Source organism: Streptomyces sp. NPDC052079, from assembly GCF_040680275.1.
Lineage (GTDB): Bacteria > Actinomycetota > Actinomycetes > Streptomycetales > Streptomycetaceae > Streptomyces.
Genome location: NZ_JBFAWL010000001.1, coordinates 431,282 through 455,277, shown reverse-complemented (window position 1 = coordinate 455,277; position 23,996 = coordinate 431,282). Strand labels below are relative to the sequence as shown.

Here is a 23,996-nt window from a genome sequence, read left to right as displayed (position 1 = left end):
CAGACTCCGTCCGCCGCCCGAACTCATCGCTCACGCAGGAAGCGTGCGGTGGACGCAGTGGCCGACAGGCCCAACCGTGTGCCGGTAGGGTCAGTTGAGAGCCGTGCCCGGTCGAAGGGTCCTGGAGTATGGACGCAGCCGTGCCGCGTGGCCCCGGAGGCTGCTCGGTTTTCGGTGTCGCGGTGACCGCAGCCGTCCTCACCACCGTGTGCTGGGGACTCACTGCGCTGCTGTCCGAGAACTTCGGGAACGACTGCCTTTTCTACTTCGGTGACGCCGGGCCGCGCGCCGATCACTGCTACCTGGTCAATGACCGGGCGGAGACTTGGCTGCCCCGGTTGGTGACCGCCGCGTGGGCCGGTGCGGTGATGGTTCTCTGCCTCCCGCGCCGGTTTCCCCTGGGGCGGCGTATCACCGCCGGTGCCACCACCGCCTGCCTCATCGTCTCCGGGGTGCTCGGGGGACAGGCCCTGGCCGTCTCCGGGCCGTGAGGGGGCACGGGCCGGCTGCCACGAACAGAGCTCACTCCCCTGCGGATCTGCGCCGCACGGTACCGGCCGCCGACGGACCGCCGGCAGAAACCCAGCAGGTGCTGATCTCCGTATGCACGCGTAGGACAGTTAGGGCGAGACACCATCTAGCCTTGCCGGGTGCCGTCGTTCGCTGTTTCTGCCACCTCTTACTCGTCGGCGCCTTGCGCTCTCGTCTACGCGGCACTCCTGGACGCGGAGTCCTGGCCGTCGTGGACCTCCTACTACGAAGTCCAGTGGGAGTTGCCCGCGGGGGTCGAGCGACCGGCACGCGTAGATGACCTCCGCACCATCCGTACCCCCCTTGGACGGGTGTGCTGCCGCGAGCGCATCGTCGAGTTGGTTCCCGGCCGGCGGTTCAGCTACGAACAGGCCGCCGGACTGTTCACGTCCCACCGGGGGTCTGTGGACCTGGCTCGAGCACCCCACGGCGGCACCGACATCACCTGGTCGGCAACCTACCGGCACGCCCTCCCACTTCTGGACACGCGCAGAAGACGGCGCCTGCAGGCCCTGGTCCACGATCTCGCGTCATACGCCAACTCAATCGTGAGCCGAAACTCCTAGGGCACGTGTCGAGTTGTGGTCAAAGGGCGGTTCGAGCGTGACCTTGAGGAGCGCCCCTCATGCTCGCGGACGTCGATCTCCATCCGGTGGTGCAACGCACCTCAGAGACTGTCGGTGCGCGGCACTACGCTGCGGCAGCAACTGGGCTCCATGCGGGCGCGTAGACGTGGAAGTGAGGCTGATGAGACCGCTGGACTTGCTGGTCAGGGAGTATGTGGCGCCAGTGATGCGATCAGCCAAGTTCAAGCGGGCTGGCCCCACCTTCCGCTTCGTCTCGGACAGTGGTGATCAGGCTGTTCTCGGGTTCGCACGTCACTACGTCGACCGGGACACCGCTGTGTTCGAAGTGGGGTACCGCATTGTGCCGGCTCTCTACTGGCAGTGGATCAACCGGCAGCACTGGGCCAGCGGCGAGGTGGGGGCTCCCCGCGCCATCGGGGAGGCGGTTGTGGCCGGCGACGTGATTCCACCACCACAGGCAGCACATATGCCCAACATCGAGGGGCGGCTTCGCTCACGCTGGGCTCTGCTCGAGGACAACCGACACATCTGCGGTGAGGCGCTGGCAAGTGCGTTGCGCGACGAAGCGATCCCGCAGATGATCCACCTGCTCGACCGAACCAATCTCCTGCACGAGTGTCGCCATCCGACCATGCCGGTCGTGCGACTGGTGCCGCTGACCAGACTGGAGATCTTGCTGCGGGTCGATGACGCACCGGTTCCCGAGATAGAAGCGCTGCTGACCGACGTGCGGCCAGCTGGTCCTGGGGACGATTTCGCCGCCTGGGTGCGTCGGCGGCTGGCGACTCGCGCCGTCGGCTGGTAAGGCGCTCAAGTCGCCGCCCGAGCGGTCAGTCGCATCGGGTGAGGTCTTTGATCCAAATCATCAAGGCGCGCAGGCGGAGGCCGGCGAGGTAGCTCTCCGGGGTCTTGTCGTAGCGAGTGGCGATTCCCCGCCAGGCCTTCAGCTTGTTGATCAGTCGCTCGACGGTGTTCCGCTCCTTGTAGAGGTCGGCGTCGTGACTGACGGGTCGACCCCCCTTGCTGCCCTTCTTCTTCCGGTTGGTGGCTTGGTCCTTCTTCTCCGGGATGACCGCCTTGATGTGTCGTTTCCGCAGGTGGGCACGGTTGCCGCGGGACGAGTAGGCCTTGTCCCCGGCGACCGCGTCCGGGCGAGTGCAGGGGCGGCCCACAGGCCCGCGGACCCGTACCTGGTTGAGTACGGGGATGAACTGCGGACTGTCCGCGGCCTGGCCCGCGGTCAGGACGAATGCCAGCGGGCGGCACTTGCGGTCGGCGGCGAGGTGCACCTTGCTGGTCTGCCCACCCCTGGAGCGTCCCAGGAGTGCGGCCTTCAGGCGGACTCTTCGTCGGCGTTGGACGCCTCGCCGCTCCTCTCGCTCGGGATCCGCTTCGGCTTCCTGCCCGTTTTGTTCTTCGGAGTTACCCCTTTTTGACCTGACCTTATCCTCCTTGGCGGCGGCCTTCTCCAGAGCGGCGAGGAGGCCCTGATCCAGGTGCATCCCGGCGGCGTCGTGGTGAGCGCGCGCGGTGGTGGAGTCGATGCTGACCAAGGGCAGGTCCAACTCACCCCGCTTCGCTGCTTCCACGATCAGGCTCTCCAGCAGGGCCTCGAAGACGCCCGCGTCACGCCACTGCCGGAAGCGGTTATGCACAGTCCAAATTGATCATGACTCGATACACGCCCTAGAAGCCTGTGCCAGCAGATCGGGCTACTGGTCAACGAGAGGAAGGGGTGGTGAGGTTCGAGGCGTCGTTCCCAGGGATGACACATCGCTTGAACCGGTGGGGCAGGGCGAAGTACTGCTCGCCGACGTGACGGAGCTTGCCCAGGCCCTTGAAGTCCAGAGCACACTTGCGGATGGCGGACGGTAGGTCAGTCAGTAAGGGGCCATCACAAGGTCGCCGATCACCTGTAGCCCGACTTGGGCCGCCAGCCAGGGGGCACGTTCGGCCTCGAACTGCTTGACGTGCACGAACACCGTGTGGTCGGTGGCGGGTACCTCCAGGTCGAGGTCGCGGGAGTTCAGGCACAGCGTCACGAACGCGCCTCTGTATCCGCCGACGCCGAGGCCCACTTCGGGTGCCTCCGGCCACCCGGAGAGATCCCACCGCACTGTGGCAGGGGCGCGCCGCCCGTGGCTCTGATGAGCGGATCCAGAAGTTGCGGCGGCAGCGCCCAGCTCCGCACTCTGACGGGGAGATGCGCCAATGGGTCGTCTCCCGACTCCGACGAGCCCCGCCGGTCTCCTTCAGCCCACCAGTCCGTGTCCGGGCGCAGTCCCATCAGGGCTGTCATGGTGGGCACCGAGGATATTCGTGCCTCGAAGTCCACTTCCAGCTCACTCGTGTCGGCAATGACCAGCAACTGCTGAACGACGCGCATCGCCGCCGCGAGATCCGTCGTCCTCAGGATGGGCCGCGCATACGAATTCGACATGGGGTCAGCGTCCCGTCATCGGAGCGGCCTCACAATGAGAGCCAGCAGTAGAGCTGCTCATCGGCGTCCTGAGCCCGTCTGGCAAGAACGATGAGCTTCTCGGCCAGCGGCTGGATGCTCTCGACGCTCGCTCCTTGGAGTTCCTCCGCGTCAGTCCACCGGGCGATGACCGCAGGTACCGTGGAGTCGGGTACTCTGGCCAGCGTGTCCCGTACCAGGGACGGGAGTTCCCATACCCATGGGCCCGTAGCCCACGGGTCGTCCTCGGTCTCGGTGCCGTCCGGACCCGGTGCCGGGCAGGTCGGCCAGACGGTCGTCCCGTCCACCAGGTCCACTCGCCACTCGGTTCGACGGATGGCGGCGATCAGCTTCCCCAGGACCACGTTATCCACGCCCTTGGCGTCGGCTCCTTCGAACCGAGGGGGTTCCGCGAGGAGCGGGGATCCTCCGTCCGTTTCCTCCAGCGACTGCACCACCGCCTCGGCGTGCGGTGCACGGAAGTAGTCGGTCAGAACACCCATCGTTCCCCTCCTGGTCCCGGCGTCTCTGAAGGCAGTAGAGCAGAGGGAGCGGCGGTGTCAGTGGCCGGTCCTAGGATCGCGTGCCAACGCAGTGATCAGTTGTGCTGCCGGGTGACCAACAGACCGAGACCGAGTGGAGCGCGCCGTTGTCCCAGATACATGACCTCGCGACCTGGGAGCCGCTGCTGGGGCTCGTGCGGGATGCCCATGCGGAACAGCTCGACGCGCCGGGGGGTTGCTTCGTGGGGCAGATCACTCTGGGCAGTTGGACACTGCCCGCCCCCCAGCCGCGCCCGCAGCCGGGGCGAGCCCTCCAGGTGGCGGACATGCAGGACCAGTTCACCGCCGTGGAACGGGTACAGGACGCCCTCAGGGCCGACGGCGCGAGCAGCGTTTCGTACATGGTCGAGACGGCGCCGGACGGGACGACACGGCTTCACGTCGTCGACTTGGGCCCTGCCGTGGAGCACGGCGTCGTCAGCCCCTTCGTGGGAGCCCTGCTCCTAATCGAGGGTGCCGTTCCCGAGCCCTGGCGGCGCCTGCCCGAGGATGTGCCGGGGGCCACACCTGCGCCGTCGGCGGACCCGGCGCTGCTGGAGCGGACCCTTCGCGAGCGGCTTCCCGACGCGATCGGCGCCACCGAGGAGGAGATCGCCGAAGCGGAAGCACGTCTCGGTGTCGCGCTGCCCGACGAGCTCAAGGCGCTCTACCGCGTCACCCGCGCGCGGCGGCAGGACTGGGGCGGCGACTACGCGGCGGCGGAGCGCGTCGCTGACGCCGTCGGCTGCGAGCTCTTCTCCCTGGACTCGCTGTACATCGCAGACGCGGCCTCCCGTCCCTGCCCTTGGCAATTCGCTGCCGACGACGCCGTCGTCACCGCGCCGGACGCCGCCGTGCAGGGTCTCGTCGGCTCGCCCGGCTGGATCGTCTTCGGCGACAACGGGGGCGGCGACCGGCTGGCCGTCGACCTGACGCCGGGCCCCGGCGGACATAAGGGGCAGGTCATCGTGATCGACCACGAGCGGACCATCGGCGCCGGACTACGCGCCGACTCCCTCACCGACATGGTGATCAACCGACCCAGCGGCTGGCACCAGGACCGCGACGCGGACAGCCCGCCGGTGGTAGCCCGGGTGAACAGCCACTACCTGGACAGTGTGGAGGCCGCCGCCCATCCCGAGCTGGAGGTGCTCTGCATCGGCTGGCGGAAGGGCGCGCCGGTCAGCCTCGCCCCGGTAGCCGGGCTTCCCCGCCTGAGGACTCTCACCGCCCTTCCGGGTACGCTCGCCGACCCCCTGGAGATCGCCGGGCTGACGGGTCTGGAGTACCTGAGCCTCGGCCCGGAGGAGTGGCGGGTCCTGCTGGACGCCGGTGCGGTTCCGCAGGGCCTGTCGGCGGCCCGCATCGAGGTGCAGGGCGAGCAGCCCCCGCTGCCGATCTTCGACCTCGCCAACGAGCTCCTCGCCCTGTGGGACCGGCCCCTTATCGGCCGGACCGTTCTGGACGCCGGCCGGTGAGCGAGGACGGGCTGGAGGTGGAGTGGGTGGCGCCCTCCGAGTACGAGATCGAGGTCGGTACCGAGTCGCTGGACCGGCCGGCCCGGAACTCGGTCGGCGGGTGGCCCTACTTCGACGACGGCCAGGAGTGGCCGCGCTGCTTCTGCGGCGAGCGGATGGCGCTGTTCTTCCAGCTCGATCTGCCCGACGACATCGAGTACTTCGGCGGAGAACACCTGTCGGTCTTCCACTGTGCGCACCACAACGACGCGTCCGACCCGATCACGGCCGACGGCCGCCTCGTGCCCCGGTTCTGGGAGGCTCCGCAGCCGCCGTTCCCGGGCTCATTCTGGCGGGTGCTGCTCCAGCGTGACCCGGGGATACCGGAGGCGGAGCCCGAACCGGCCGTGCGGGCTCTGCCCCTGGCCCTGCGGCCCTTCGAGGACACGTATTTCAAGGTGGGCGGTACGGCGTCCTGGGTGCAGGACCCCGAGTACTACCGGTGCGCGTGCGGATCGGAGCTGGCGTTCGTCTGCCAGGTGCCGGGGAACTGGGAGTTCGGCGTCCACCCCGGGGCCCCGGTGCAGCCCTACAGCATCCGGGACGACGCCTACCTCCTGTTCCTCGGCAACGAGGTCTACCTGCTGGCCTGCCCGAAGCGTTGCGACCCGGCGGCCGTCTTCCCGGTGAACCAGAACTGACCTGAGATCACTTGAGGGAGGCGACGAACAACGTCCAGGCCTGGGCCGTGATCGTGAGGACCGGGCCGTGGGGGACCTTGGAGTCACGGACGGGGACTACGGCGGTGTGGGCGTCGCAGACTTCGAGGCAGTTGCCGCCGCTGCCGTTGCTGTACGTGCTCTTGCGCCAGCGGGCGGCGCCGGGGAAGGCTTCGGCGACCTCCACACAGTTGCCGCCATCGCCGTTGCTGTAGCTGCTCTTGCGCCAGGCAGCCGTGCTCAAGTCAATTGCGTAGTTTGCCATTTCGGTCATCCTCAGCCGCTTGCTCGATCAGGGCGAGGGACGCCTCCGGAGGCAGTGCGGCGGCCCTAAGCCGATCGTATGCCTTGCGGTACTGCTTCACGAGGCCCGGATCGTCGATGGTGTCCCCGCTGTACTGAGCCTCCGTATAGATCAGAGGGGGAGCGTCGGAGAAGGTCATAACCATGGCGCTGCCCAGCATCAGCGGGTGCGGCCCGCAGTTCCACGGAAGGATCTGGGAAACGATCCGATGGCGCCGCGCCAGTTCCGTCACGCGCTCCAATTGTTCGGCGTGCTGCTCCGGCGGCAGAATCGGCTGACGCAGCAGGGACTCGGGCAGGATCACCCAGTACTCAGGGGTCTTGTGGTTGTCGTCGAAGAGCTGAGCGCGCGCCAGCCGTGCGGACACCTTCTCCTCCACCTCCGCGTCGGGCACCAGGGGATGCGCCGCCCGCGTCACCGCCCGCGCATACGCCTCCGTCTGCAACAACCCAGGCACCAGCGTCGGGCACCACTCCTCGATGGTCTCCGCGTGCTTCTCCGCCTCCAGTACCCGCTCGAAATAACTCGCGTGCCCCCGCCGTTTCGCCCTCCGTACGTCCTCGCACCGCCGCCGGAAGAACCCGTCCGTACCGAGCACCTTGTCCACGTGTTCCGCCAGCTCCGCCGGCATCCTCCGCGTGCCGCGTTCGATCTCGCTGAGGTGGCTCGGGCCGTAGAAGCTGCCCTCGACCAACTGCTGGAGCGTCAGCCCCGCTTCCTCCCGTTTCCAGCGCAGTTCACTGCCGTAGAAGGTCGGGACGCCCGTCGAGCCGTCGATGTCCTTGCGCTGTCCCATCGTTCACCCTCCTTGCTGTGCCGTTCCCCAGCCGGTACCAACTGCCGTATCGCGTACGTGCAGTTCAGGGCCGGGATACCGAAGGGCTGTCACGCTACGCCGGGCGGCGGCAGAGTGTGAGCCGTTCGTCACACAGCGCACTGGAAGGTGTGAATCCCCCCATGCACAGCCCCACCGAAGCCGACGCCTGCGCCGAGGAGTTGCGGGCGGCGCTCGCCGCGCACGGCATCACGCTGCCGTCCCTCGGCGTCGACCTGCCGACGTTCGCCGCGCGCTGCCCCGCCCGGCCGCTGATCGCGCTCGGCAACTGCAACCTCCTCACCGCCCAGGCCCTGACCGCCGCCCTCCGCAAGGGGGCCGCGTGATGCGACCGGACACGACACTCGAACTGCTCGCCACACCGGCCGAGGTCTCCGGCGTACGCCGTGCCCTGCGCGACTACGGCACCGACGTCCAGCTCTGCGCGAGCGAACTGGTGACCAACGTGATCCAGCACCTCGGCGAGGGAGTCCCCGTCACCATCCGGGTGTCGCGCGACGACGGAGGACGGACCCGGCTGGAGGTCACCGACCCCGACCCCCGGGTGCTGCCCGTTCTGCACGCGGCCGTGGACGCCGACGCGGAGTCGGGACGCGGGCTCGCGCTGGTGGAGGCGCTCGCGCTGAGGTGGGGCGTGGTGCACAGCCACCCCGGCGGTAAGACCGTGTGGTGCGAGCTGGGGGCGACGGCGCCGGAAAGCGGCGCCGTTCCGGGGGCGGGGGCGGTGTCAGTGGTGTCCGTGTGACGAGGGGCCGTCGGACCGGGCGTGACGGTGGAGGACCGGGGCCAGGTAGGAGACGTGTGGGCCGGTGAGGGCCGTCAGGTCGGCCGGGGAGCGGGCGAGAGCCAGCCGGTCGAGTTCCGGGGTGCGGCCGAGGGCGTGCTCGGTCGCCGTGAGGGTCGCGTGGCGGGCGTGCAGCCAGGCGGCGGGGCGGGACGGAGCCCGGAACAGGACGCCGACGCTGCCGTTCGTCTGCCGGGTGACCTGCCAGGGGGTGAGGTCGTCGGCGGGGGTGTCGACGCCGGTCTCCTCGGCCAGTTCGCGGGCCGCGTGGCGGCGCAGGGCGGCCAGGTCGAGGGGCTCGCCGTCCGGCGGGGGCTCGACCGAGCCGCCGGGGAGCTGCCAGCGGCCGGCTGAGGTCGTCCAGGGCGCCATCCGGCCCACGAGCAGCCGCCCGTCCTCCGACGGCTGCGCGACCGACACGAACAGGGACGGCAGCCGTACGGTCGCGCCGGGCAGCCTGCGCAGGACGAAGTACCGGTACGTCGCCCGGACCCAGGTCAGGACGAGGCCGTCGCGTTCGTCGTGCACCAGGCTCGTGCACCCGGCCACCGGTCCGTCGAACAAGGCGGGGTTGGCCCGCACCGCCGCGTCCCACGCGTCGTCCATGGCCCGCCGGTCCCGCGGGGACAGCCGCAGCGGCGGAGCCTCCAGCAGCCGGAGCGGGCCGGCATCAAAAAGATCCACACCGGGACCGTATCGGGTGCGTACGGCCAGCCTGTGTCTCGCATTGAGTATGTTGCAAACGACATATACAGTCGTCTCGTGGATGCGCTTTTCACGATCGAGCTCGAACCCGAAGTGCGGGACTGGCTGGCAGCCCTTCCGGCCAAGCACTTCCTCAAGATCGACGAGTATGTCGGACTGCTCGCCGAGCACGCTGCCGAACTCGGCGAGCCCTACGCCCGCTACCTCGGCGACGGAGTCCGGGAGCTGCGCCCGACGCTTGATGGTGCTTCCATACGCCTCACGTACTGGCTCACTCCGCATCGCACCGCGGTCCTGCTGACCGTCTTTCGGAAAACGAGAATGCGGGAGGACGCCGAGGTCCGGCGGGCGAAGCTCGCGCAGAAGATCTGCGAGGCGGAACACGAACCGGCCCACGAGGCATTCGTCCGGACCGTCGACGAGGGAGAGCTGGAACCATGAGCCACAGCCGCTGGAAGAGCCTGCGTGAGCGGAAGCTCGCCGAGGGCCTCACCGAGCCGGAGGACGTGGCCGAGGCACGGCGTGAGATCCGGCTGTCCATGGCACTGGCCAAGGCTGTGTACGACCGGCGGACGGAGCTGGGGCTCACCCAGACGGAAGTGGCCGACCGCGCCGGGCTCACCCAGGCCAAGATCTCCCGTATCGAGGGTTCCGACACCGTCCCCACGCTGCCGCTTCTCGCCAAGCTGGCCAAGGCCATGGACGCCACGCTCAACATCGCGCTGGACGACGACGACACCCGGGTGACCTTCACCGCTCACGACACCGACGCGGCCTGAGCGTACCGGGGTCCCTGTCAGAGGCGGCAGGCCCCACAGGGCGTCACGGGCGAGGAGAGGGACATGGACGACGGGCGGGACACGGCCCAGCGGCTGCGCGCGATCTGCGACGAGCTGTCGGAGCGCTTCTACGAGCGGGCGGACGTCGTACGGACGCTCGCGGTGACGCTGCTGGCCGGGCAGCACTCGCTGGTGCTCGGACCGCCCGGGACCGCGAAGTCGGAGCTGGCGCGGGAGCTGACGGGCCGTATCGAGGGGGCCGCGTACTGGGAGATCCTGCTGTCGAAGTTCACCGCGCCGACGCGGATGTTCGGCCCGATCGACGTCGCCGCGCTGGCCCGGGGCGAGTACCGGCAGGTGTACGACGGGCGGGCGACGACCGCGCATGTCGCGTTCATCGACGAGATCTTCAAGTGCTCCACCGCCGCGCTCAACGAGACGCTGGGCTACCTCAACGAACGGATCTACCACCCCGAGAACGGCGGGGCCCCGATCCGCTGCCCGCTGATCGGGGCGATCACCGCGAGCAACGAGCTGCCGGACGGAGAGGATTCGGCCGCGATCTACGACCGGCTGCTGGTCCGGATCGAGGTCGGGTATCTGGAGGACCCCTCGAACTTCGCCGCCCTGGTGCGGTCCGCCGTCGGCCGTCCAGCCGAACCTCCGCCCCCGACCAGCGTGGAGCTGGCCGCGTTACAGCACGCGGTGACCGAGGGCGTCCCGGCCGTGGACGTGCCCGACATGATCGTGGACGCGGTGGTGACGCTGCGGGCCGCGCTGCGCCGCAAGGAGCTCGTCGCCTCCGACCGCCGGTGGCGGCAGGCGGTGGGGCTGCTCCAGGCGTCCGCCTACCTCGACGGGCGTACGGCGGTGTCGGAGACCGATCTGTCGGTGCTGACGCATGTGCTGTGGGACTCCCCCGCCCAACGTCCGCTCGTCGAGCGGGAGGTGCTGCACCTGGTCAACCCGGACGCCAAGGAGGCGCTCGACCTGGCGGACACCATCGAGGAGCTGGAGGCGCAGCTCGACGCCATGGCCGGGCAGTCCCGGGAGGCGCTGAGCGAGTGGGTCATCAAGAACGCCCACGGCACACTCGCCCTGGCCGGGAAGCGGCTGGAGAAGCTGCGCGAGGAGGCGGCGAGCGCGGGCCGTTCCACCGCCGCCATCGACCGGGTCACCGGCCGCCAGCGCGCCGTCCGCGCCCGCGTCCTCACCGAGGCCCTCGGTATGGACGCGAGCATGGTGCAGGCCCAGCTCCATCAGGCGCACGATGAGTGACGGGCAGAGCGCACTGGACGCGTTGGCGGGCCGTTCCGGCAGGTGGCTGGCCCTCTCCGCCGCCGCCGCACGGCACACGGCGGCCGTGGTCGCGGGCCCGTTCGACCGGGTGGCGTGGCGGGACGTGTACGAGCAGTCGGCGGGGCTGCGCGAGCTGGCGGCCGAGCTGGACCCGCGCCACCTCCACACCACCGACCTGCTGGCCGACGTGTTCCTGTCCGCCTACCAGGCAGTCCCCCGGCTGCGCGACCGTGCGGAGATGGCCCCCTCCCACCTGGTCAACCACCAGGTCGTCGCCGCACTGCTGCGGTCACCGGAGTTCGCCGCAATGCACCGGGAGACGGCGGGCGACTCCTACGCGGCCGCCATGGCCGTACTCGCCCAGGCCTCCGCACTGCGCGGCCTCCTGGAACGCTCCCGGAACGCCATGGACCGGGCCCAACATGCGAACAACGCCCAGCAGGAGGCCGTAACCGCCGCGACCGCCGTGAGCGAGGCGCTCGGGCAGGCCGCCGAGGAGGCCGGCGAGGACGGCACCGTTCCCGCCCCGGCCGCCGACGCCGTACGCCGGGCGATCGAGGCCGCGGAAGCCGCCGAGGCCACCGCCCGGCAGGAGGCCCGTGCCGCCGCCCAGGCCCTCGCGGCGGCCCTCCCCGGTATCCGTGCCGCCGCCCGGAACGCGACGGCGACGGCGGCGGAGGCCGTCCGGCAGGAGGCCGCGCTGATGCGGGCGTGGGGCGTCGGCTCCGGCGAACTGGAACGGATGCCGTTCGACGAGCGTGCCCGGCTGGCCGAGCGGCTGCGCGGCGGTCGGCTGGCCCGGTGGGCCGAACTGATCGGCCGTTTCCGGCAGATGGCCGACGGCGAGCGGGCCCGGAAGGTGGAGAACGCCATGGGGGAACTGGTCGGCGTCACCCTCGGCGACGACCTGTCCCGGGTCATCCCCTCCGAACTGGCGGTCCTTGGCGTGCCGGAACTGCGTGCGGTGTTCGCCGCGCGGTACGCGGCCGGGGAGCTGATGCTCTACCACACCCGGGGCGAGCAGAGCACCGGCCGGGGTGCCGTCATCGCGTGCGTGGACACCTCGCACTCCATGTACGCGGAAGGGCCCGGCGGGATCACCCGGGAGGCCTGGTCGAAGGCGTGCGCGCTGGCCCTGCTCGACCAGGCCCGGCACGCCGGCCGGGACTTCGTCGGCATCCTGTTCTCCGCCGCCGACAAGATCCGCGTCTTCCGCTTCCCGGGCGACCGTCCGGCCGGGGTCACCGATGTCCTCGACTTCGCGGAGACCTTCCTCGGCGGAGGCACCGATTTCCAGCGTCCGCTGAGCACGGCCGCCGGGCTGCTGGAGGAGGAGTTCGACGACACGGCCCGCGGGCGCGGGGACATCGTCCTGATCACCGACGACGCCTGCGAGGTCACAGAGAGGTGGACCCGCGTCTGGAACGACGCCAAACACCGCTTGGGCTTCCGCCTGTTCGGTGTCGCCATCGCCACTCCGGACGCCGCCACCGAGTCGGGCTCGGTCCTGGAGTCCCTGTGCGACAACCTCCGCACGATTGACGACCTGACGGACGTCCACACCACGGCCGACCTGTTCCGCGTGATCTGAACGGGCCCCGGTCGTCCGGACGTCCGTCGCGGAGAGCGGCCCGGCGTCGTGGACGACCGAGCGCTCCGGGCGACGGTGGGTGTCGGCCGGAGCGCTCGGTCATGCATCGGCACGTTCGTGAGCCCTCTGGGTGGGCCGTGCCGCGGTGGGCGGGGGTGGGCCTGTCACTGCCGGGTTCCGTCGGGGCGGACGGAGGGGGCGGTGACGGGCCCCTACCCCGCACGCCGTTGTGCGGGGCCCCGCCGGTGTGTTCCGCGGCCGGTCGTGGCGTGACGATCGCTGGTCAGGGCATCCTCATACCGACCGGCCGCGGGGTCTGTGCGGGCGTCAGCCCAGGCGCTGCACCAGCGCGTGGTACTGGTCCCACAGTTCCTTGGGCGTGTGCTCGCCGAAGGTGTTGAGGTGCTCGGGGACCAGGGCGGCCTCCTCGCGCCACACGTCCTTGTCGACGGTGAGCAGGAAGTCCAGGTCGGCGTCGGAGAGGTCCAGTCCTTCGGTGTCCAGGGCGGACTTGGCCGGGAGCACACCGATCGGGGTCTCGACGCCCTCCGCCTTGCCGTCCAGGCGCTCCACGATCCACTTCAGGACGCGGGAGTTCTCGCCGAAGCCGGGCCAGACGAACTTGCCGTCGTCGTTCTTGCGGAACCAGTTGACGTAGTAGATCTTCGGCAGCTTGGACTGGTCCTTGTCCTTGGCCACGTCGATCCAGTGGGCCATGTAGTCGCCCATGTTGTAGCCGCAGAACGGCAGCATGGCGAACGGGTCGCGGCGCAGCTCGCCGACCTTGCCCTCGGCGGCGGCGGTCTTCTCGGAGGCCACGTTGGCGCCGAGGAAGACGCCGTGGTTCCAGTCGAAGGACTCCGTGACCAGCGGTACGGCGCTGGCGCGGCGACCGCCGAAGAGGATCGCGGAGATCGGCACGCCCTTGGGGTCCTCCCACTCCGGCGCGATGATCGGGCACTGCGCGGCGGGGGTGGTGAAGCGGGCGTTGGGGTGGGCGGCGGGCGTGCCGGACTCGGGGGTCCAGTCGTTGCCTTTCCAGTCCGTGAGGTGGGCCGGGATCTCCTCGGTCATGCCCTCCCACCACACATCGCCGTCGTCGGTGAGGGCGACGTTGGTGAAGACCGAGTTGCCCCAGAGGGTCTTCATGGCGTTGGCGTTGGTGTGCTCGCCGGTGCCGGGGGCGACGCCGAAGAAGCCGGCCTCGGGGTTGATGGCGTACAGGCGGCCGTCCTCGCCGAAGCGCATCCAGGCGATGTCGTCGCCGATCGTCTCGACCGTCCAGCCGGAGACGGTGGGCTCCAGCATGGCGAGGTTGGTCTTGCCGCAGGCCGACGGGAAGGCGGCGGCGACGTACTTCGACTCACCGGTGGGCGGGGTGAGCTTCAGGATGAGCATGTGCTCGGCCAGCCAGCCCTCGTCGCGGGCCATGACGGAGGCTATGCGCAGGGCGTAGCACTTCTTGCCGAGCAGGGCGTTGCCGCCGTAGCCGGAGCCGTAGGACCAGATCTCGCGGTCCTCGGGGAAGTGGGAGATGTATTTGGTCTGGTTGCAGGGCCAGGGGACGTCCTGCTGGCCGGGCTCCAGCGGGGCGCCGACCGAGTGCACGGCCTTGACGAAGAAGCCATCGGAGCCGAGCTCGTCCAGGACCGCCTGTCCCATGCGGGTCATGGTGCGCATGGACACGGCGACGTAGGCGGAGTCGGTGATCTCGACGCCGAGGGCGGACAGCGGCGAGCCGAGGGGGCCCATGCAGAAGGGGACGACGTACATGGTGCGGCCGCGCATGGAGCCGCGGAAGACGCCCTTCTCGCCCTGGAAGATCTCCCGCATCTCGGCGGGGGCCTTCCAGTGGTTGGTGGGGCCGGCGTCCTGCTCCTTCTCGGAGCAGATGAAGGTCCGGTCCTCGACGCGGGCGACGTCGGTGGGGTCGGAGGCCGCGTAGTAGGAGTTGGGGCGCTTGATCGGGTCGAGTCTCCGGAAGGTGCCCTTGGCCACGAGCTCCTCGCACAGGCGCTCGTATTCGGCCTCCGAGCCGTCACACCAGACCACGTTGTCAGGCTGGGTGAGCTCTGCGATCTCGTTGACCCAGGAAATCAGTCCCTGGTGGGTGGTGGGGACGCCGGGTTCCGCGATGTCGCGCGCCACGTTTGCTCCTAAATGAGGGTTTTTTGTTGGAGGCCCCGTGGGGGCTGCGACCCGGATGCTGCGCGGTGGTGCGCTGCGCGCTCATCCGGTGTCGACCGCACTCATTTGATCATCCGACGAGAGTGCCCATCTGTCCAGAGGAGCGCACAGGTGAGCAACGTGACGCTGACCACGGTCTTTCGCGGAGCTTTACGCGCACGTTGAGTAGACATGACACATTCTTTGCGTGACTTTTCCGGGGGGCGGCGTGAGACGATGGCCACTCCGGCGACCCAATTCCTCCCGACCAGGCGTAACTTACGGTTCCGTAGGTACGATGCGGGACATGACTGCGTTCGTCCCCGACGCCCCCGTGGACCCGCCCGCCGACGGCCCCGGCCCGGTGGCGACATCCCTGCCGCATCCCGTCAAGCCCAAGCTCCGCGGCTGGCTGCACCTCGGCATGTTCCCCGCCGCCCTGGTCGCCGGACTGGCGCTCACCGCCTTCGCCGACTCGGCCCGCGGCCGCCTCGCCTGCGGGGTGTACGCCCTCACGGCCTGCCTGCTGTTCGGCGTGAGCGCGCTGTACCACCGGGGCAACTGGAGCCCCCGCATGGATGGGATGCTGCGCCGCCTCGACCACGCCAACATCTTCCTGATCATCGCGGGCACCTACACCCCGCTGACCATCCTGCTGCTGCCGCACTCCAAGGGTCGGTGGCTGCTGTGGGGCATCTGGGCGGCGGCTGCCGCCGGGATAGTCTTCCGCGTCTTCTGGGTCGGCGCGCCCCGCTGGCTCTACACGCCCTGCTACATCGCGATGGGCTGGGCGGCCGTCTTCTTCCTCCCGGACTTCATGCGCACCGGCGGCATCGCCGTACTCGTGCTGGTGATCACGGGCGGCCTGCTCTACAGCGTGGGCGGCGTCATCTACGGCATCAAGAAGCCCAACCCCTCACCGCGCTGGTTCGGCTTCCACGAGGTGTTCCACTCGTTCACCCTGGCCGCCTTCATCGCCCACTACGTGGGGATCTCCCTGGTGGCGTACCAGCACGCGTAGAGCGCATCCGCCTGAGGACAAGGCCGCGACACCGATGTCGCGGCCTTTTTCGAGCGCCGTAATATTGACAGTCACCTCTTTTTGACAGTCGCTCTCGATAGCGGAGAATGACCGCATGACCACGGCACGAACCCCTGTCCCCGAGGCGGCCCGCCACCTTGGGCTTCGCGAACGGAAGAAGCTCAAGACCCGCAGGGCGATCAGGGACGCCACCTACGCCCTGATCAAGGAGCAGGGGTACGACGCCACCACCGTCGAGCAGATCGCCGACCGCGCCGAGGTCTCGCAGAGCACCGTCTTCCGCTACTTTCCGGCCAAGGAGGACATCGTCCTGACGGATGAGTACGGCGCCCTCCTGGAGGGCCTGCTGCGGGAACGCCCGGCCGACGAACCCGTGCGGGAGTCGCTGCACCGGTCCATCCGCAAGGCGATCACGATGGCGCTCACCGACAGCCCGGAGCACGGGCGGGAGGAGATGCTACTCCGGGTCCGTCTCATGGCCGAGGTCCCCCAGGTGCGCTCCCGGCTGGTGAAGAGCCTGTCCGTCACCGGCCGCCCGCTGCGCCGGGCCCTCGCCGAACGCACCGGACGCCACGAGAACGACCTCGAGGTGCGCGTCTACGCCGTGGGGCTGGTGGGCGCCCTGCTGGAGACGATGATCTACTGGGTCGACGGCGATTGCCAGGAGGACGTCCTGGAGCTGATCGACCGCACCCTCGCCGTCTGCGCGGACCTCCCCCGCCGCTGAGACCGGGCACCGCACCGCAGCCGCAAAGCAGGGGCCGGACGGGCGGCCCCGTGACATCCTTGGCCGGGTGAACGGTCCAGAGATCCACGTGCAGTTCGCTCCCGAACTGCTGGTCTTCGTCCCCCAGGCGCGGCCGACGGGCACCCTGAAGGCCGCCACCGACGGCGTCTCCAGCCTCGGCCATGTCATCGAATCCCTCGGTGTCCCGCTGACCGAGGTCGGCACGCTGCTCGTGGACGGACGCGAGGTACCGGTGTCGCACGTCCCGGCCGCGGGCGAATCGGTGACCGTGCGGACCGTCGCCCACCCCCAGCGGGTGCCCGGCGCACCCCTGAGGTTCCTGCTCGACGTGCACCTGGGCACCCTCGCCCGCCGGCTGCGGCTGCTGGGCGTGGACACCGCGTACGAGTCGACGGACATCGGCGATCCGGCGCTTGCCGCGCGGTCGGCGGCGGAGCGGCGGGTGATGCTCAGCCGGGACCGGGGGCTGCTGCGGCGGCGGGAACTGTGGGCGGGCGCGTTCGTGTACAGCACCCGGCCGGACGAACAACTCCCCTACGTGCTGGACCGGTTCGGTCCCGAGCTGCGCCCGTGGACGCGGTGCACCGCGTGCAACGGGCTGCTGCGCGAGGCCAGCAAGGAGGATGTCGCCGACCAGCTGAAGGGCGGTACGCACCGGACGTACGACGTGTTCGCGCAGTGCTCCGAGTGCGGGCGCGCGTACTGGAAAGGCGCGCATCATTCGCAGCTCGTCGCGATTGTGGAGCGGGCGGTCGCGTCGCGCTCCGGGCGGGGCTGAGGGCTCCGCCCGGAGCGCGGCGGTATCTCACCGTCCCTTGGTGTCTCCCTTGCCGCAGGCTGTTCCGTCCCTGTTGCGGTCCAGCTTCAGCGGGTCGTCCTTGCCGTTGATCTTCAGCGGGCCGTAGTCATGGTCCTTCAGCCAGGTGCAGCGGGCCGTCGTGGTCGGCTTGACCTCGTCCGGGAACGTGGTCGGCACGCAGACGTTGGCGGAGCCGTAGTGGCGGTCGCAGCCGGAGACCGTCGGGCTGACCGGCTGTGACGCGCGCTTCCTGCCGGGCTTGGTCACCTTGCCCGCCGGGGCCTCCGCGAAGTCGTGCACGTGGGCGGAGGCGTCCTGGGCGGCGAGGGCCCCCGGGCCCTGGAGGTGCACCCACTTCGCCACCGACGGCACGCCGTTGGCGTCCACCGCGAAGAGCATGTACCAGCCGGGCGGGGCCAGGTTGGGGTTGCTCGTCACGTTCAGGTCGATGGTGTTGCCGTCGACGGACAGTGGCAGGTCCACGAACCGCTGGTTGGGGTCGGAGGAGTGGGTGACGGCGGCCGGGCGGATCAGCTCGGCCTTGGCGATCGGCCGGTCGACGGTGATCCGCTGGGTGTCGCCGTAGTTCCACTCGGTGTCGATCACCGAGGTGATCACCGGCCGCTCCCCCTTGAAGAGGTAGGGCGGGCTGTAGACCGACACGTTGTGGTTCCAGGAGCCGTTGCCCGGGTTGTCGCCGGTGGTCATCACCCGGCCGTCGGGCAGCAGGAACGCCGAGGAGTGGTAGCCGCGTGCCTCCGGGTCGACGGCCACCGGGTCGAACGTCTCCGTGGCCGGGTCGAACACCGACGTCTCGAACACCGGGTTGGCGCGGTTGTGCAGCGCGCCGCCGGTCTCCAGCACCTTGCCGTCGGGCAGCAGCACGGCGGAGACGTACATCTTGCCCTGGTCGCCGGTCTGCGGCACTGGCCCGTTGCCGTAGTCGACGGTGCCCTGCGGGAGGGGCGGTCCGGCGACGTAGGACGGGTTCGGCTGTTTGAGGTCGATGATGTCGGTGAGCCGGTTGGCGTCCGGGTTGGAGTCGATGTTGCCGCCGCCGAGGGTGAGGACCTTCTGGTCCTGCGCCGGGGGCAGCAGCACGCTCGCCGACTGGTCCCGCTCGTCCTTGTTCCGCAGTCCGGGGACCTGGGTGATGGTGTTGGCGTCGTAGTCGTACATCGCGGAGCCGGTGCCGGGGATGTTGTTGCCGAAGACATGGCTGCCGGAGTAGAAGAGCCGGCCGTCCTGCATGAGGATCATCGACGGGTACAGACCCCAGTACGACCAGGTCTGGTTGACCTTCCAGGTCGGCAGCCACTGCTGTTCGGCGTCCGACCACCGCTCGGCGGTGACCGAGCCGGTGGAGTCCTCGCGCAGACCGCCGAAGCTGAGCACGTCACCGTTGCCGAGGATGGTCGCCGACGGGTACCAGTGGCCGTCGTTCATGTCGTTGGTTTTGGTGTAGGACTCGGTCTCCGGGTCGAAGAGGTAGGAGTCCTTGTAGCCCTGGTAGCCGATGGTGCCGTCGGCCGACGGATAGCCCTTGTTGCCGCTCATCACCAGCACCCGGCCGTCCTTGAGCTGGACGTGCCCGGCGCAGAACATGTCGTCCGGGGTGGGGATGACCTTGTAGCTGCCGCTCGAAGGGTCGTAGACGGCGCTGGTGAAGGTGCCCGCCTCGAACATCTCCGGGTCGTTGCCGGAGCCGGCGATCAGCAGCACCTTGCCGTTGTGGAGCACGACGGAGTGCATGGAGCGGACCGGGTTCTGCGCGGGCAGCACCTCCCAACTGCCGTCGGCGCATTCCTCGGCGGTGCCCGTGCAGCCGGGCTCCGGGACCGGGTCGGCGACCTGCTCCATCGTGTAGTCGTCGGTGGTGGCGGAGCCGGTGCCGTAGACGGAGACGCCCCAGGAGATGCGGTCGGTGCCGGCCGGGACCTCGGGGGTGCGGACGGTGGCCTCGGTCCAGGCGGCCTGCATGTCCAGCGTCTTGAGGTCGGTCCAGTACTGCCAGCCGGCCGTGGTGTCGTGCCGGAACAGGGTGATGGCCGCGTCCGGGGTGGTCGTCTTGTACCAGAGGCCCAGGTCGTACTGCTTGCCCGGCGTCACCACGGGCGCGCACTCCGCGGACTCGGTGATCAGGGCCTTGCGGTCGCCGTCGACGCGACGGGTCAGCTCCACCTTCATGGCCTTGCCGCCGGTGTGCGCGTCGGCGGTGGTGGTGAAGGTGAAGTCGTTGTCGCCCCAGCCGGACTTCTCCCAGCAGTACGGCATGTCACCGGTGCCGGCCGTCTCGAAGCCGGGGTTCTTGATGAGGTTGGCGGCGGAGGCGGGTTGCGGCGCGGTCAGGAGAAGGCCGGTGGTGAGGGCGCCCACGGCCAGCAGGGCCGTGGTGCGTCTGGACGTCGGCGGATTTCCGGGTGTTCTCATGCGGTGCTCCTTGCCTTACGGGCCCGGCTCGGGAGGTACACCAGCGCTTCGGTCCCCACGAAGCGCAGGACAAAGGTGATCACGAGCGCCAGCGCGGTGGCGGGCAGGACCGTCATGCCGAACTGGCCGACCAGCAGCGCGATCAGCGGCAGCCGCAGCACCAGGTCGGCGTTGGCGAGCAGCGCGAACCGCGCGGTGCGGTCCGCCCAGTGCCGGTGCCGCCGCCGCTCGCGGAACAGCAGTGTCTCGATCAGCAGGAAGTTCCAGGCCACGCCGAACTGGTTGGCGACGATCTCGGCGGGCAGATAGTGCAGCCCGGCCTCGGTCAGCGCCCACAGCGCGGCGAGATTGGGTAGGAAGCCGGTCAGTCCGATCAGTCCGAAGACGACCATGCGGGCGAGGGGGGCCTCCATGCGCAGCCCGGCGAGGTGCCGCAGGAAGCGCATCCCCTCCTTCGCCGTCGACTTGGACTCCCCGGCGTACCGGTCCTGGAAGACGAACGGCACCTCGGTGACCGTGCGGGGGCGGCTGCGGACGGCGAGTTCGAGGAGGATCTTGTAGCCGAGGGGCCTCAGGACATCGGCGGTGACGGCGCTGCGGCGGATGGCGAAGAAGCCGCTCATCGGGTCGCTGATGCCGTGCAGCCGACGCGGGAAGAGGGCCTTGGTCAGCCAGGTCGCGCCGCGCGAGACGGCCACCCGGTAGCTGCCCGACAGCCCGGCCCGGCTGCCGCCCTTGATGTACCGGGAGGCGACGACCAGTTGGGCGTTGGCCCGCTCACCGGTCGCCACCAGCTCCGGTACCAGGGACGGCGGATGCTGGCAGTCGCCGTCCATGACGACGACCCAGTCCGACGAGGCGGCCTTGATGCCCTCGACGACGGCGCCGCCGAGCCCGCCGACCGCTTCCTCCCGGTGCAGGACGGTGACCGGGAAGGGGCAGTCCTGGGCCGCCTCCCGGATGACGTCGGGGGTGTCGTCGGTGGAGTCGTCCACGAAGACGACCTCACAGGGCAGCCGGGCGGGCACCGCTTCGGTGATCTGGTGCAGCAACTGCCGTATGTTCGCGGACTCGTTGAAGGTGGGTACGACGATGGTGACGGCACCGGGCTCCGGCACCCCCACCGGGTCGAGCGCCGGGTCGCCGAGCTCGCCGGGGGACAGGGACTCCTGGCTCATCGGGTGCCTCCGGCGGTCTCGACCTGACGGATCTCGATACGGTCCTCACCGGTGCCGAACACGGCGACCGGCTTCGAGTGCTCAATGGCCTGTCTGACGTTCGGCAGGTCCTTGGCGTCGCGCCGTACCGTCGGGGAGGCGACCACGTAGTCGATGTCCCGCCAGCCGTTCGGCAGCGTCTTCGTCACCGCCGGGTCGAGGTCGGCCTTGTAGAACCAGATGACGCCGAGGCCGGGCCGGTACCCGGCGTGCACCAGGTCCAGCCACATCGCGTCGTCGACCAGGACCCGGGTGTCCGCCGGGTCCGCCACCTCGGTGGCCATCCACGTCGAGGCCGCCTCGTACGGGGCGTTGGCCTCGGTGGTCACGGCGGTGCGGGCGCCGTCGTACCAGCGCGGTACGACGTGGACGCAGGCGGCGAGGGCCAGGACGCCGGCGAGGGCGTACCGGGCGTGGGTCAGCGCCCGCGGCTCGGCCGCCGAGCGCCGTCGGCGCAGCACCGCGTGGGCGACGCTGGCGGTCCCTCCGGCGAGCACGAGGGCGAGGAAGGGCAGCGCCTGGATGATGTACATGGCGGGCAGATAGCCGTCCGGGCGCAGGGCCAGCGCGGCGAGGATCGCGACCGTGAGGGCCGGTCCGGCCAGCGCGCGGGCGGTGACCGACCAGCGCCAGGTGGCGAGCAGCAGCAGCGCCCCCGCGAGCCCGCCGAGGGGCAGGATCCGGTCGTAGTACAGCCAGGACTGGAGCACGCCCCAGGAGCCGGAGCCCTCGTCGAGGATGAAGCCGGAACCCGGCCGGGTCATCTGGTAGGCGACGCCGTCCCACAGCGAGACGTGTCCGCTGCCCGGGAACAACTCGCCCTTGAGCAGGGCGAACAGCGGGTAGGAGAAGCCGATCAGCGCGCAGGCGGTGACGGCGCCGGTCAGGGCGAACTTGCGGGTGTCCTTGTGGCTGTGCCGCCAGGCGGTGATGAACAGGGCGGGCAGGACGACGAGCATCGTCTCCTTGGTGAGCACCGCGGTGGCTGCGGCCATGCCCGCTCCGAAGTGGTGCCAGAGGTGGCGGCTCGGCGAGGCGGCGAGGGTGAACGCGAGCAGCGTCCACATCACCGCCAGGTTGTCGAGGAAGATCTCGCGCTGGAGGACCACCGACAGCGGGGAGAGGCCGAAGATCGCCATACCGAGTCCGGCCGCCCAGCGGGGCAGCGCGAGGCGGCGGCCGAGGACGTAGACGAGGACCGCGCTGATGGCGCTGATCAGCAGCATCACGGCGCGCATGGTGCCGACGGTCATCGACTCGGGGCTGATCATCGCCGGTATCCAGGTCAGGACGGCGAGCTGGATCCAGCCGAGCGGTGGATGGTCGTACCAGTACGTGTAGTGGGCGAGGCCCTTGCCCTCCTGGACGGCCCAGGCCTGGGCGAGGTAGGTGCCCTCGTCGTCGCTGAGGGTCGGGTAGTCGGCGATGTTCCAGCCCTGGACGAGTAGGATCACCACCAGAAGGACTCCGCACAGGAGCAGGTCGGAGCGGGAGGACCGCAGCCGGCTCGGCGGCTGGGCCCGGCCGGTCGGATTGGTTTTGGGCACGGGTCGGCGTGGCGCGGTGACGTCGGGGCCGGTCACCGCGGGAAGGGTGGAGGTCACGCGGGAACGTCCTCTCGGGTCATGTCGGAGGCGTCACGGGTCACGGCGGCGGAGGCGTCCTGGGCGTCGAGGTGCGCGCCGACATGTGTGGTCAGCTCCCAGTCGTTGCGCCCGCGCTGCTCGCGCCATACGGCACGGACGGCGGCGCCGGCGAGGAGCACCTGGTACAGGGGGCCGCCCACGATGAGCTTGAGATAGTGGACGAACCGGACGCGCAGCCCGTACTGCTTGCCGAAGTCGTGCAGTCCGACCACCTCGAAGACGAAGGTGACCAGCGCGGTGACGGCCGGCAGGAAGGTGATGAAGGCAACGGAGACGGGCACGTCGAGGAAGACCGCGATCCCCACGTTCAGCGGGATGATCAGGCCGGTGAACGCCTGAAGGAAGGGAGTCATCAGGGTGTAGCGGGCCAGCATCCGCTGCCCGAACGTGGGCAGTTGCTTCCAGTCCTTCTTCCGGTACACCTGGAGGAAGCCCTGGTTCCAGCGGGTGCGCTGCTTGAGCAGCGACATCAGCGAACCGGGGGTCTCCTCGCGGGTCACCATGTCGGAGTCGTAGGCGACGACGACCCTCTTGCCGACGCTGGAGAGCCGGACGCCCAGGTCGCAGTCCTCGGCGAGGCAGTCGGGGTCCCAGCCGTTCGCCTCGCGCAGCACGTCGGTGCGGACGAAGACCGTGTTGCCGCCGAGCGGGATGAACCCCTTCTGGGCGTGCAGATGGAGCCGGGAGCGGAACCAGAAGAAGTACTCCAGGCAGTTGCGCAGGCTGTACCAGCTGGAATGGAAGTTGATCAGCTGCACCCCGCCCTGGACCACGTCGGCGCCGGTGGAGCGGAAGGCGTGGTCGACATGGGCGAGGAGCTCCGGGTGGACCTGGTCCTCGGCGTCGAAGACCCCGACGACGTCGCCGCGGCAGTGCGGCAGCGCCGTGTTCATGGCCTTCGGCTTGTTCTTCTTCTCATGGGTGTCGACGACCACCCGGACCCGTGGGTCCCGGCCGGCCGCGGCCTGGGCGACCGCGGTGGTCTCGGGATCGTCGTGGCCGACGATCACGATGATCTCGAAGTCGGTGTGGCTGGACTCCAGCAGCCGCTGGATGGTGTGGTCCAGCACCGCCTGTTCGTGACGGGCCGGCAGCAGGAGCGAGAACGACCGATGCTCGCCGCCGTCCGGGCTGCTGAACCTCGTCGAGGCCAGCACCTCCGGCGTACGCCAGGCGTGCATCTGCCACCACAGAGTGAACGCGGCCATCCAGAACAGGGCAAGCGAAACGACAGAAATAAAGACAGACGTGAGCAAACAGATCCCCCCAGATCCAAAAACCCCCACAACGTGACGGTGCGTCGCTTACCTGACGCCCGATCCGTCACGCCGCTGTGGAGAGATTAGGGGGGAATCGT

At 69.6% G+C, this 23,996-nt stretch carries 24 protein-coding genes and 1 pseudogene; 14 read left to right on the top strand and 11 right to left on the bottom strand.

Annotation, left to right across the window (positions count from 1 at the left end):
* The first annotated feature begins 182 nt into the window (after window positions 1-182).
* From AB0L56_RS02240 to AB0L56_RS02230, 3 genes are all read left to right on the top strand, one after another.
* Window positions 183-491, top strand: a complete 309-nt coding sequence (locus tag AB0L56_RS02240) for a hypothetical protein (protein ID WP_365417967.1) — start codon at window positions 183-185, stop codon at window positions 489-491.
* Between the two features lie 159 nt (window positions 492-650).
* Window positions 651-1,097 (top strand): SRPBCC family protein, encoded by a 447-nt coding sequence (locus AB0L56_RS02235; RefSeq protein ID WP_365417964.1) that lies wholly within the window; start codon window positions 651-653, stop codon window positions 1,095-1,097.
* Window positions 1,098-1,278: 181 nt separating this feature from the next.
* Window positions 1,279-1,923 carry a hypothetical protein gene (locus tag AB0L56_RS02230; protein WP_365417961.1) on the top strand — a complete coding sequence of 215 codons (645 nt, stop codon included), beginning with the start codon at window positions 1,279-1,281 and terminating at the stop codon, window positions 1,921-1,923.
* Between the two features lie 25 nt (window positions 1,924-1,948).
* Here AB0L56_RS02230 and AB0L56_RS02225 read toward each other — a convergent pair.
* The 3 genes and pseudogenes from AB0L56_RS02225 to AB0L56_RS02215 all read right to left on the bottom strand — a co-directional run.
* Window positions 1,949-2,776: pseudogene (locus AB0L56_RS02225) on the bottom strand (IS5 family transposase); the annotation flags it as partial.
* A gap of 222 nt (window positions 2,777-2,998) precedes the next feature.
* A complete protein-coding gene (locus AB0L56_RS02220) occupies window positions 2,999-3,160 on the bottom strand; it encodes a hypothetical protein (RefSeq protein ID WP_365417958.1) in 162 nt (53 codons plus the stop codon).
* Window positions 3,161-3,587: 427 nt separating this feature from the next.
* Complete coding sequence (locus AB0L56_RS02215) at window positions 3,588-4,079, bottom strand: hypothetical protein (protein WP_365417955.1); 492 nt, start codon at window positions 4,077-4,079, stop codon at window positions 3,588-3,590.
* 146 nt (window positions 4,080-4,225) lie between these two features.
* Between AB0L56_RS02215 and AB0L56_RS02210 the strand changes: the two genes are divergently transcribed.
* Window positions 4,226-5,596, top strand: a complete 1,371-nt coding sequence (locus AB0L56_RS02210; protein WP_365417952.1) for an SMI1/KNR4 family protein — start codon at window positions 4,226-4,228, stop codon at window positions 5,594-5,596.
* Window positions 5,593-6,276: a hypothetical protein gene (locus AB0L56_RS02205; RefSeq protein WP_365417949.1), complete on the top strand. Its 684-nt coding sequence runs from the start codon at window positions 5,593-5,595 to the stop codon at window positions 6,274-6,276. Before AB0L56_RS02210 ends, AB0L56_RS02205 begins: the two co-directional genes overlap by 4 nt.
* A gap of 7 nt (window positions 6,277-6,283) precedes the next feature.
* Here AB0L56_RS02205 and AB0L56_RS02200 read toward each other — a convergent pair whose 3' ends face one another.
* On the bottom strand, window positions 6,284-6,559 hold the full coding sequence (locus tag AB0L56_RS02200; RefSeq protein WP_365417947.1) for a DUF397 domain-containing protein: 276 nt from the start codon (window positions 6,557-6,559) through the stop codon (window positions 6,284-6,286).
* Entirely contained in the window at window positions 6,540-7,394 is an 855-nt protein-coding gene (locus tag AB0L56_RS02195; protein ID WP_365417944.1) for a helix-turn-helix transcriptional regulator, read from the bottom strand. The genes AB0L56_RS02200 and AB0L56_RS02195 overlap by 20 nt, the downstream gene beginning before the upstream one ends.
* A 161-nt stretch (window positions 7,395-7,555) precedes the next feature.
* Here AB0L56_RS02195 and AB0L56_RS02190 point away from each other — a divergent pair, with 161 nt between their 5' ends.
* Together AB0L56_RS02190 and AB0L56_RS02185 are read left to right on the top strand one after the other, a co-directional pair.
* Window positions 7,556-7,759 (top strand): hypothetical protein, encoded by a 204-nt coding sequence (locus AB0L56_RS02190; protein ID WP_365417941.1) that lies wholly within the window; start codon window positions 7,556-7,558, stop codon window positions 7,757-7,759.
* Window positions 7,759-8,178 (top strand): ATP-binding protein, encoded by a 420-nt coding sequence (locus tag AB0L56_RS02185; RefSeq protein WP_365418823.1) that lies wholly within the window; start codon window positions 7,759-7,761, stop codon window positions 8,176-8,178. The genes AB0L56_RS02190 and AB0L56_RS02185 overlap by 1 nt, the downstream gene beginning before the upstream one ends.
* Here AB0L56_RS02185 and AB0L56_RS02180 read toward each other — a convergent pair.
* Window positions 8,161-8,901: an NUDIX hydrolase gene (locus AB0L56_RS02180; protein ID WP_365417938.1), complete on the bottom strand. Its 741-nt coding sequence runs from the start codon at window positions 8,899-8,901 to the stop codon at window positions 8,161-8,163. The genes AB0L56_RS02185 and AB0L56_RS02180 overlap by 18 nt on opposite strands.
* Window positions 8,902-8,979: 78 nt before the next feature.
* Between AB0L56_RS02180 and AB0L56_RS02175 the strand changes: the two genes are divergently transcribed.
* The 4 genes from AB0L56_RS02175 to AB0L56_RS02160 all read left to right on the top strand — a co-directional run bounded on the left by AB0L56_RS02175 (window position 8,980) and on the right by AB0L56_RS02160 (window position 12,591).
* On the top strand, window positions 8,980-9,363 hold the full coding sequence (locus AB0L56_RS02175) for a type II toxin-antitoxin system RelE/ParE family toxin (protein WP_361021915.1): 384 nt from the start codon (window positions 8,980-8,982) through the stop codon (window positions 9,361-9,363).
* Complete coding sequence (locus tag AB0L56_RS02170) at window positions 9,360-9,701, top strand: helix-turn-helix transcriptional regulator (RefSeq protein WP_361021912.1); 342 nt, start codon at window positions 9,360-9,362, stop codon at window positions 9,699-9,701. Before AB0L56_RS02175 ends, AB0L56_RS02170 begins: the two co-directional genes overlap by 4 nt.
* Window positions 9,702-9,764: 63 nt before the next feature.
* On the top strand, window positions 9,765-10,979 hold the full coding sequence (locus AB0L56_RS02165) for an AAA family ATPase (protein ID WP_365417935.1): 1,215 nt from the start codon (window positions 9,765-9,767) through the stop codon (window positions 10,977-10,979).
* Entirely contained in the window at window positions 10,972-12,591 is a 1,620-nt protein-coding gene (locus AB0L56_RS02160; RefSeq protein WP_365417932.1) for a VWA domain-containing protein, read from the top strand. The genes AB0L56_RS02165 and AB0L56_RS02160 overlap by 8 nt, the downstream gene beginning before the upstream one ends.
* Window positions 12,592-12,918: 327 nt before the next feature.
* Here the strand turns inward: AB0L56_RS02160 and AB0L56_RS02155 are convergent, their stop codons facing one another.
* Window positions 12,919-14,739, bottom strand: a complete 1,821-nt coding sequence (locus AB0L56_RS02155) for a phosphoenolpyruvate carboxykinase (GTP) (RefSeq protein WP_365417930.1) — start codon at window positions 14,737-14,739, stop codon at window positions 12,919-12,921.
* A gap of 325 nt (window positions 14,740-15,064) precedes the next feature.
* On the opposite strand from AB0L56_RS02155, the gene AB0L56_RS02150 reads away from it, so the two are divergent.
* The 3 genes from AB0L56_RS02150 (at window position 15,065) to AB0L56_RS02140 (ending at window position 17,325) form a co-directional block, all read left to right on the top strand.
* Complete coding sequence (locus AB0L56_RS02150; protein WP_365417928.1) at window positions 15,065-15,778, top strand: hemolysin III family protein; 714 nt, start codon at window positions 15,065-15,067, stop codon at window positions 15,776-15,778.
* 115 nt (window positions 15,779-15,893) lie between these two features.
* The gene (locus AB0L56_RS02145) at window positions 15,894-16,526 is read left to right on the top strand and encodes a TetR family transcriptional regulator (RefSeq protein ID WP_365417925.1); all 633 of its coding nucleotides are present in this window, start codon (window positions 15,894-15,896) and stop codon (window positions 16,524-16,526) included.
* A 67-nt stretch (window positions 16,527-16,593) separates the two neighbouring features.
* Window positions 16,594-17,325 carry a Mut7-C RNAse domain-containing protein gene (locus AB0L56_RS02140; RefSeq protein ID WP_365417922.1) on the top strand — a complete coding sequence of 244 codons (732 nt, stop codon included), beginning with the start codon at window positions 16,594-16,596 and terminating at the stop codon, window positions 17,323-17,325.
* Between the two features lie 27 nt (window positions 17,326-17,352).
* Here AB0L56_RS02140 and AB0L56_RS02135 read toward each other — a convergent pair whose 3' ends face one another.
* Genes AB0L56_RS02135 through AB0L56_RS02120 form a run of 4 tightly spaced genes read right to left on the bottom strand, consistent with a single transcriptional unit; the run spans window position 17,353 to window position 23,895 of the window.
* Window positions 17,353-19,776, bottom strand: a complete 2,424-nt coding sequence (locus AB0L56_RS02135; RefSeq protein WP_365417919.1) for a galactose oxidase-like domain-containing protein — start codon at window positions 19,774-19,776, stop codon at window positions 17,353-17,355.
* Window positions 19,773-20,954 carry a glycosyltransferase family 2 protein gene (locus AB0L56_RS02130; protein WP_365417916.1) on the bottom strand — a complete coding sequence of 394 codons (1,182 nt, stop codon included), beginning with the start codon at window positions 20,952-20,954 and terminating at the stop codon, window positions 19,773-19,775. Before AB0L56_RS02130 ends, AB0L56_RS02135 begins: the two co-directional genes overlap by 4 nt.
* Entirely contained in the window at window positions 20,951-22,597 is a 1,647-nt protein-coding gene (locus AB0L56_RS02125) for a phospholipid carrier-dependent glycosyltransferase (RefSeq protein ID WP_365417913.1), read from the bottom strand. The genes AB0L56_RS02130 and AB0L56_RS02125 overlap by 4 nt, the downstream gene beginning before the upstream one ends.
* Entirely contained in the window at window positions 22,594-23,895 is a 1,302-nt protein-coding gene (locus tag AB0L56_RS02120; RefSeq protein ID WP_365417911.1) for a glycosyltransferase, read from the bottom strand. Before AB0L56_RS02120 ends, AB0L56_RS02125 begins: the two co-directional genes overlap by 4 nt.
* Window positions 23,896-23,996: the final 101 nt, after the last annotated feature.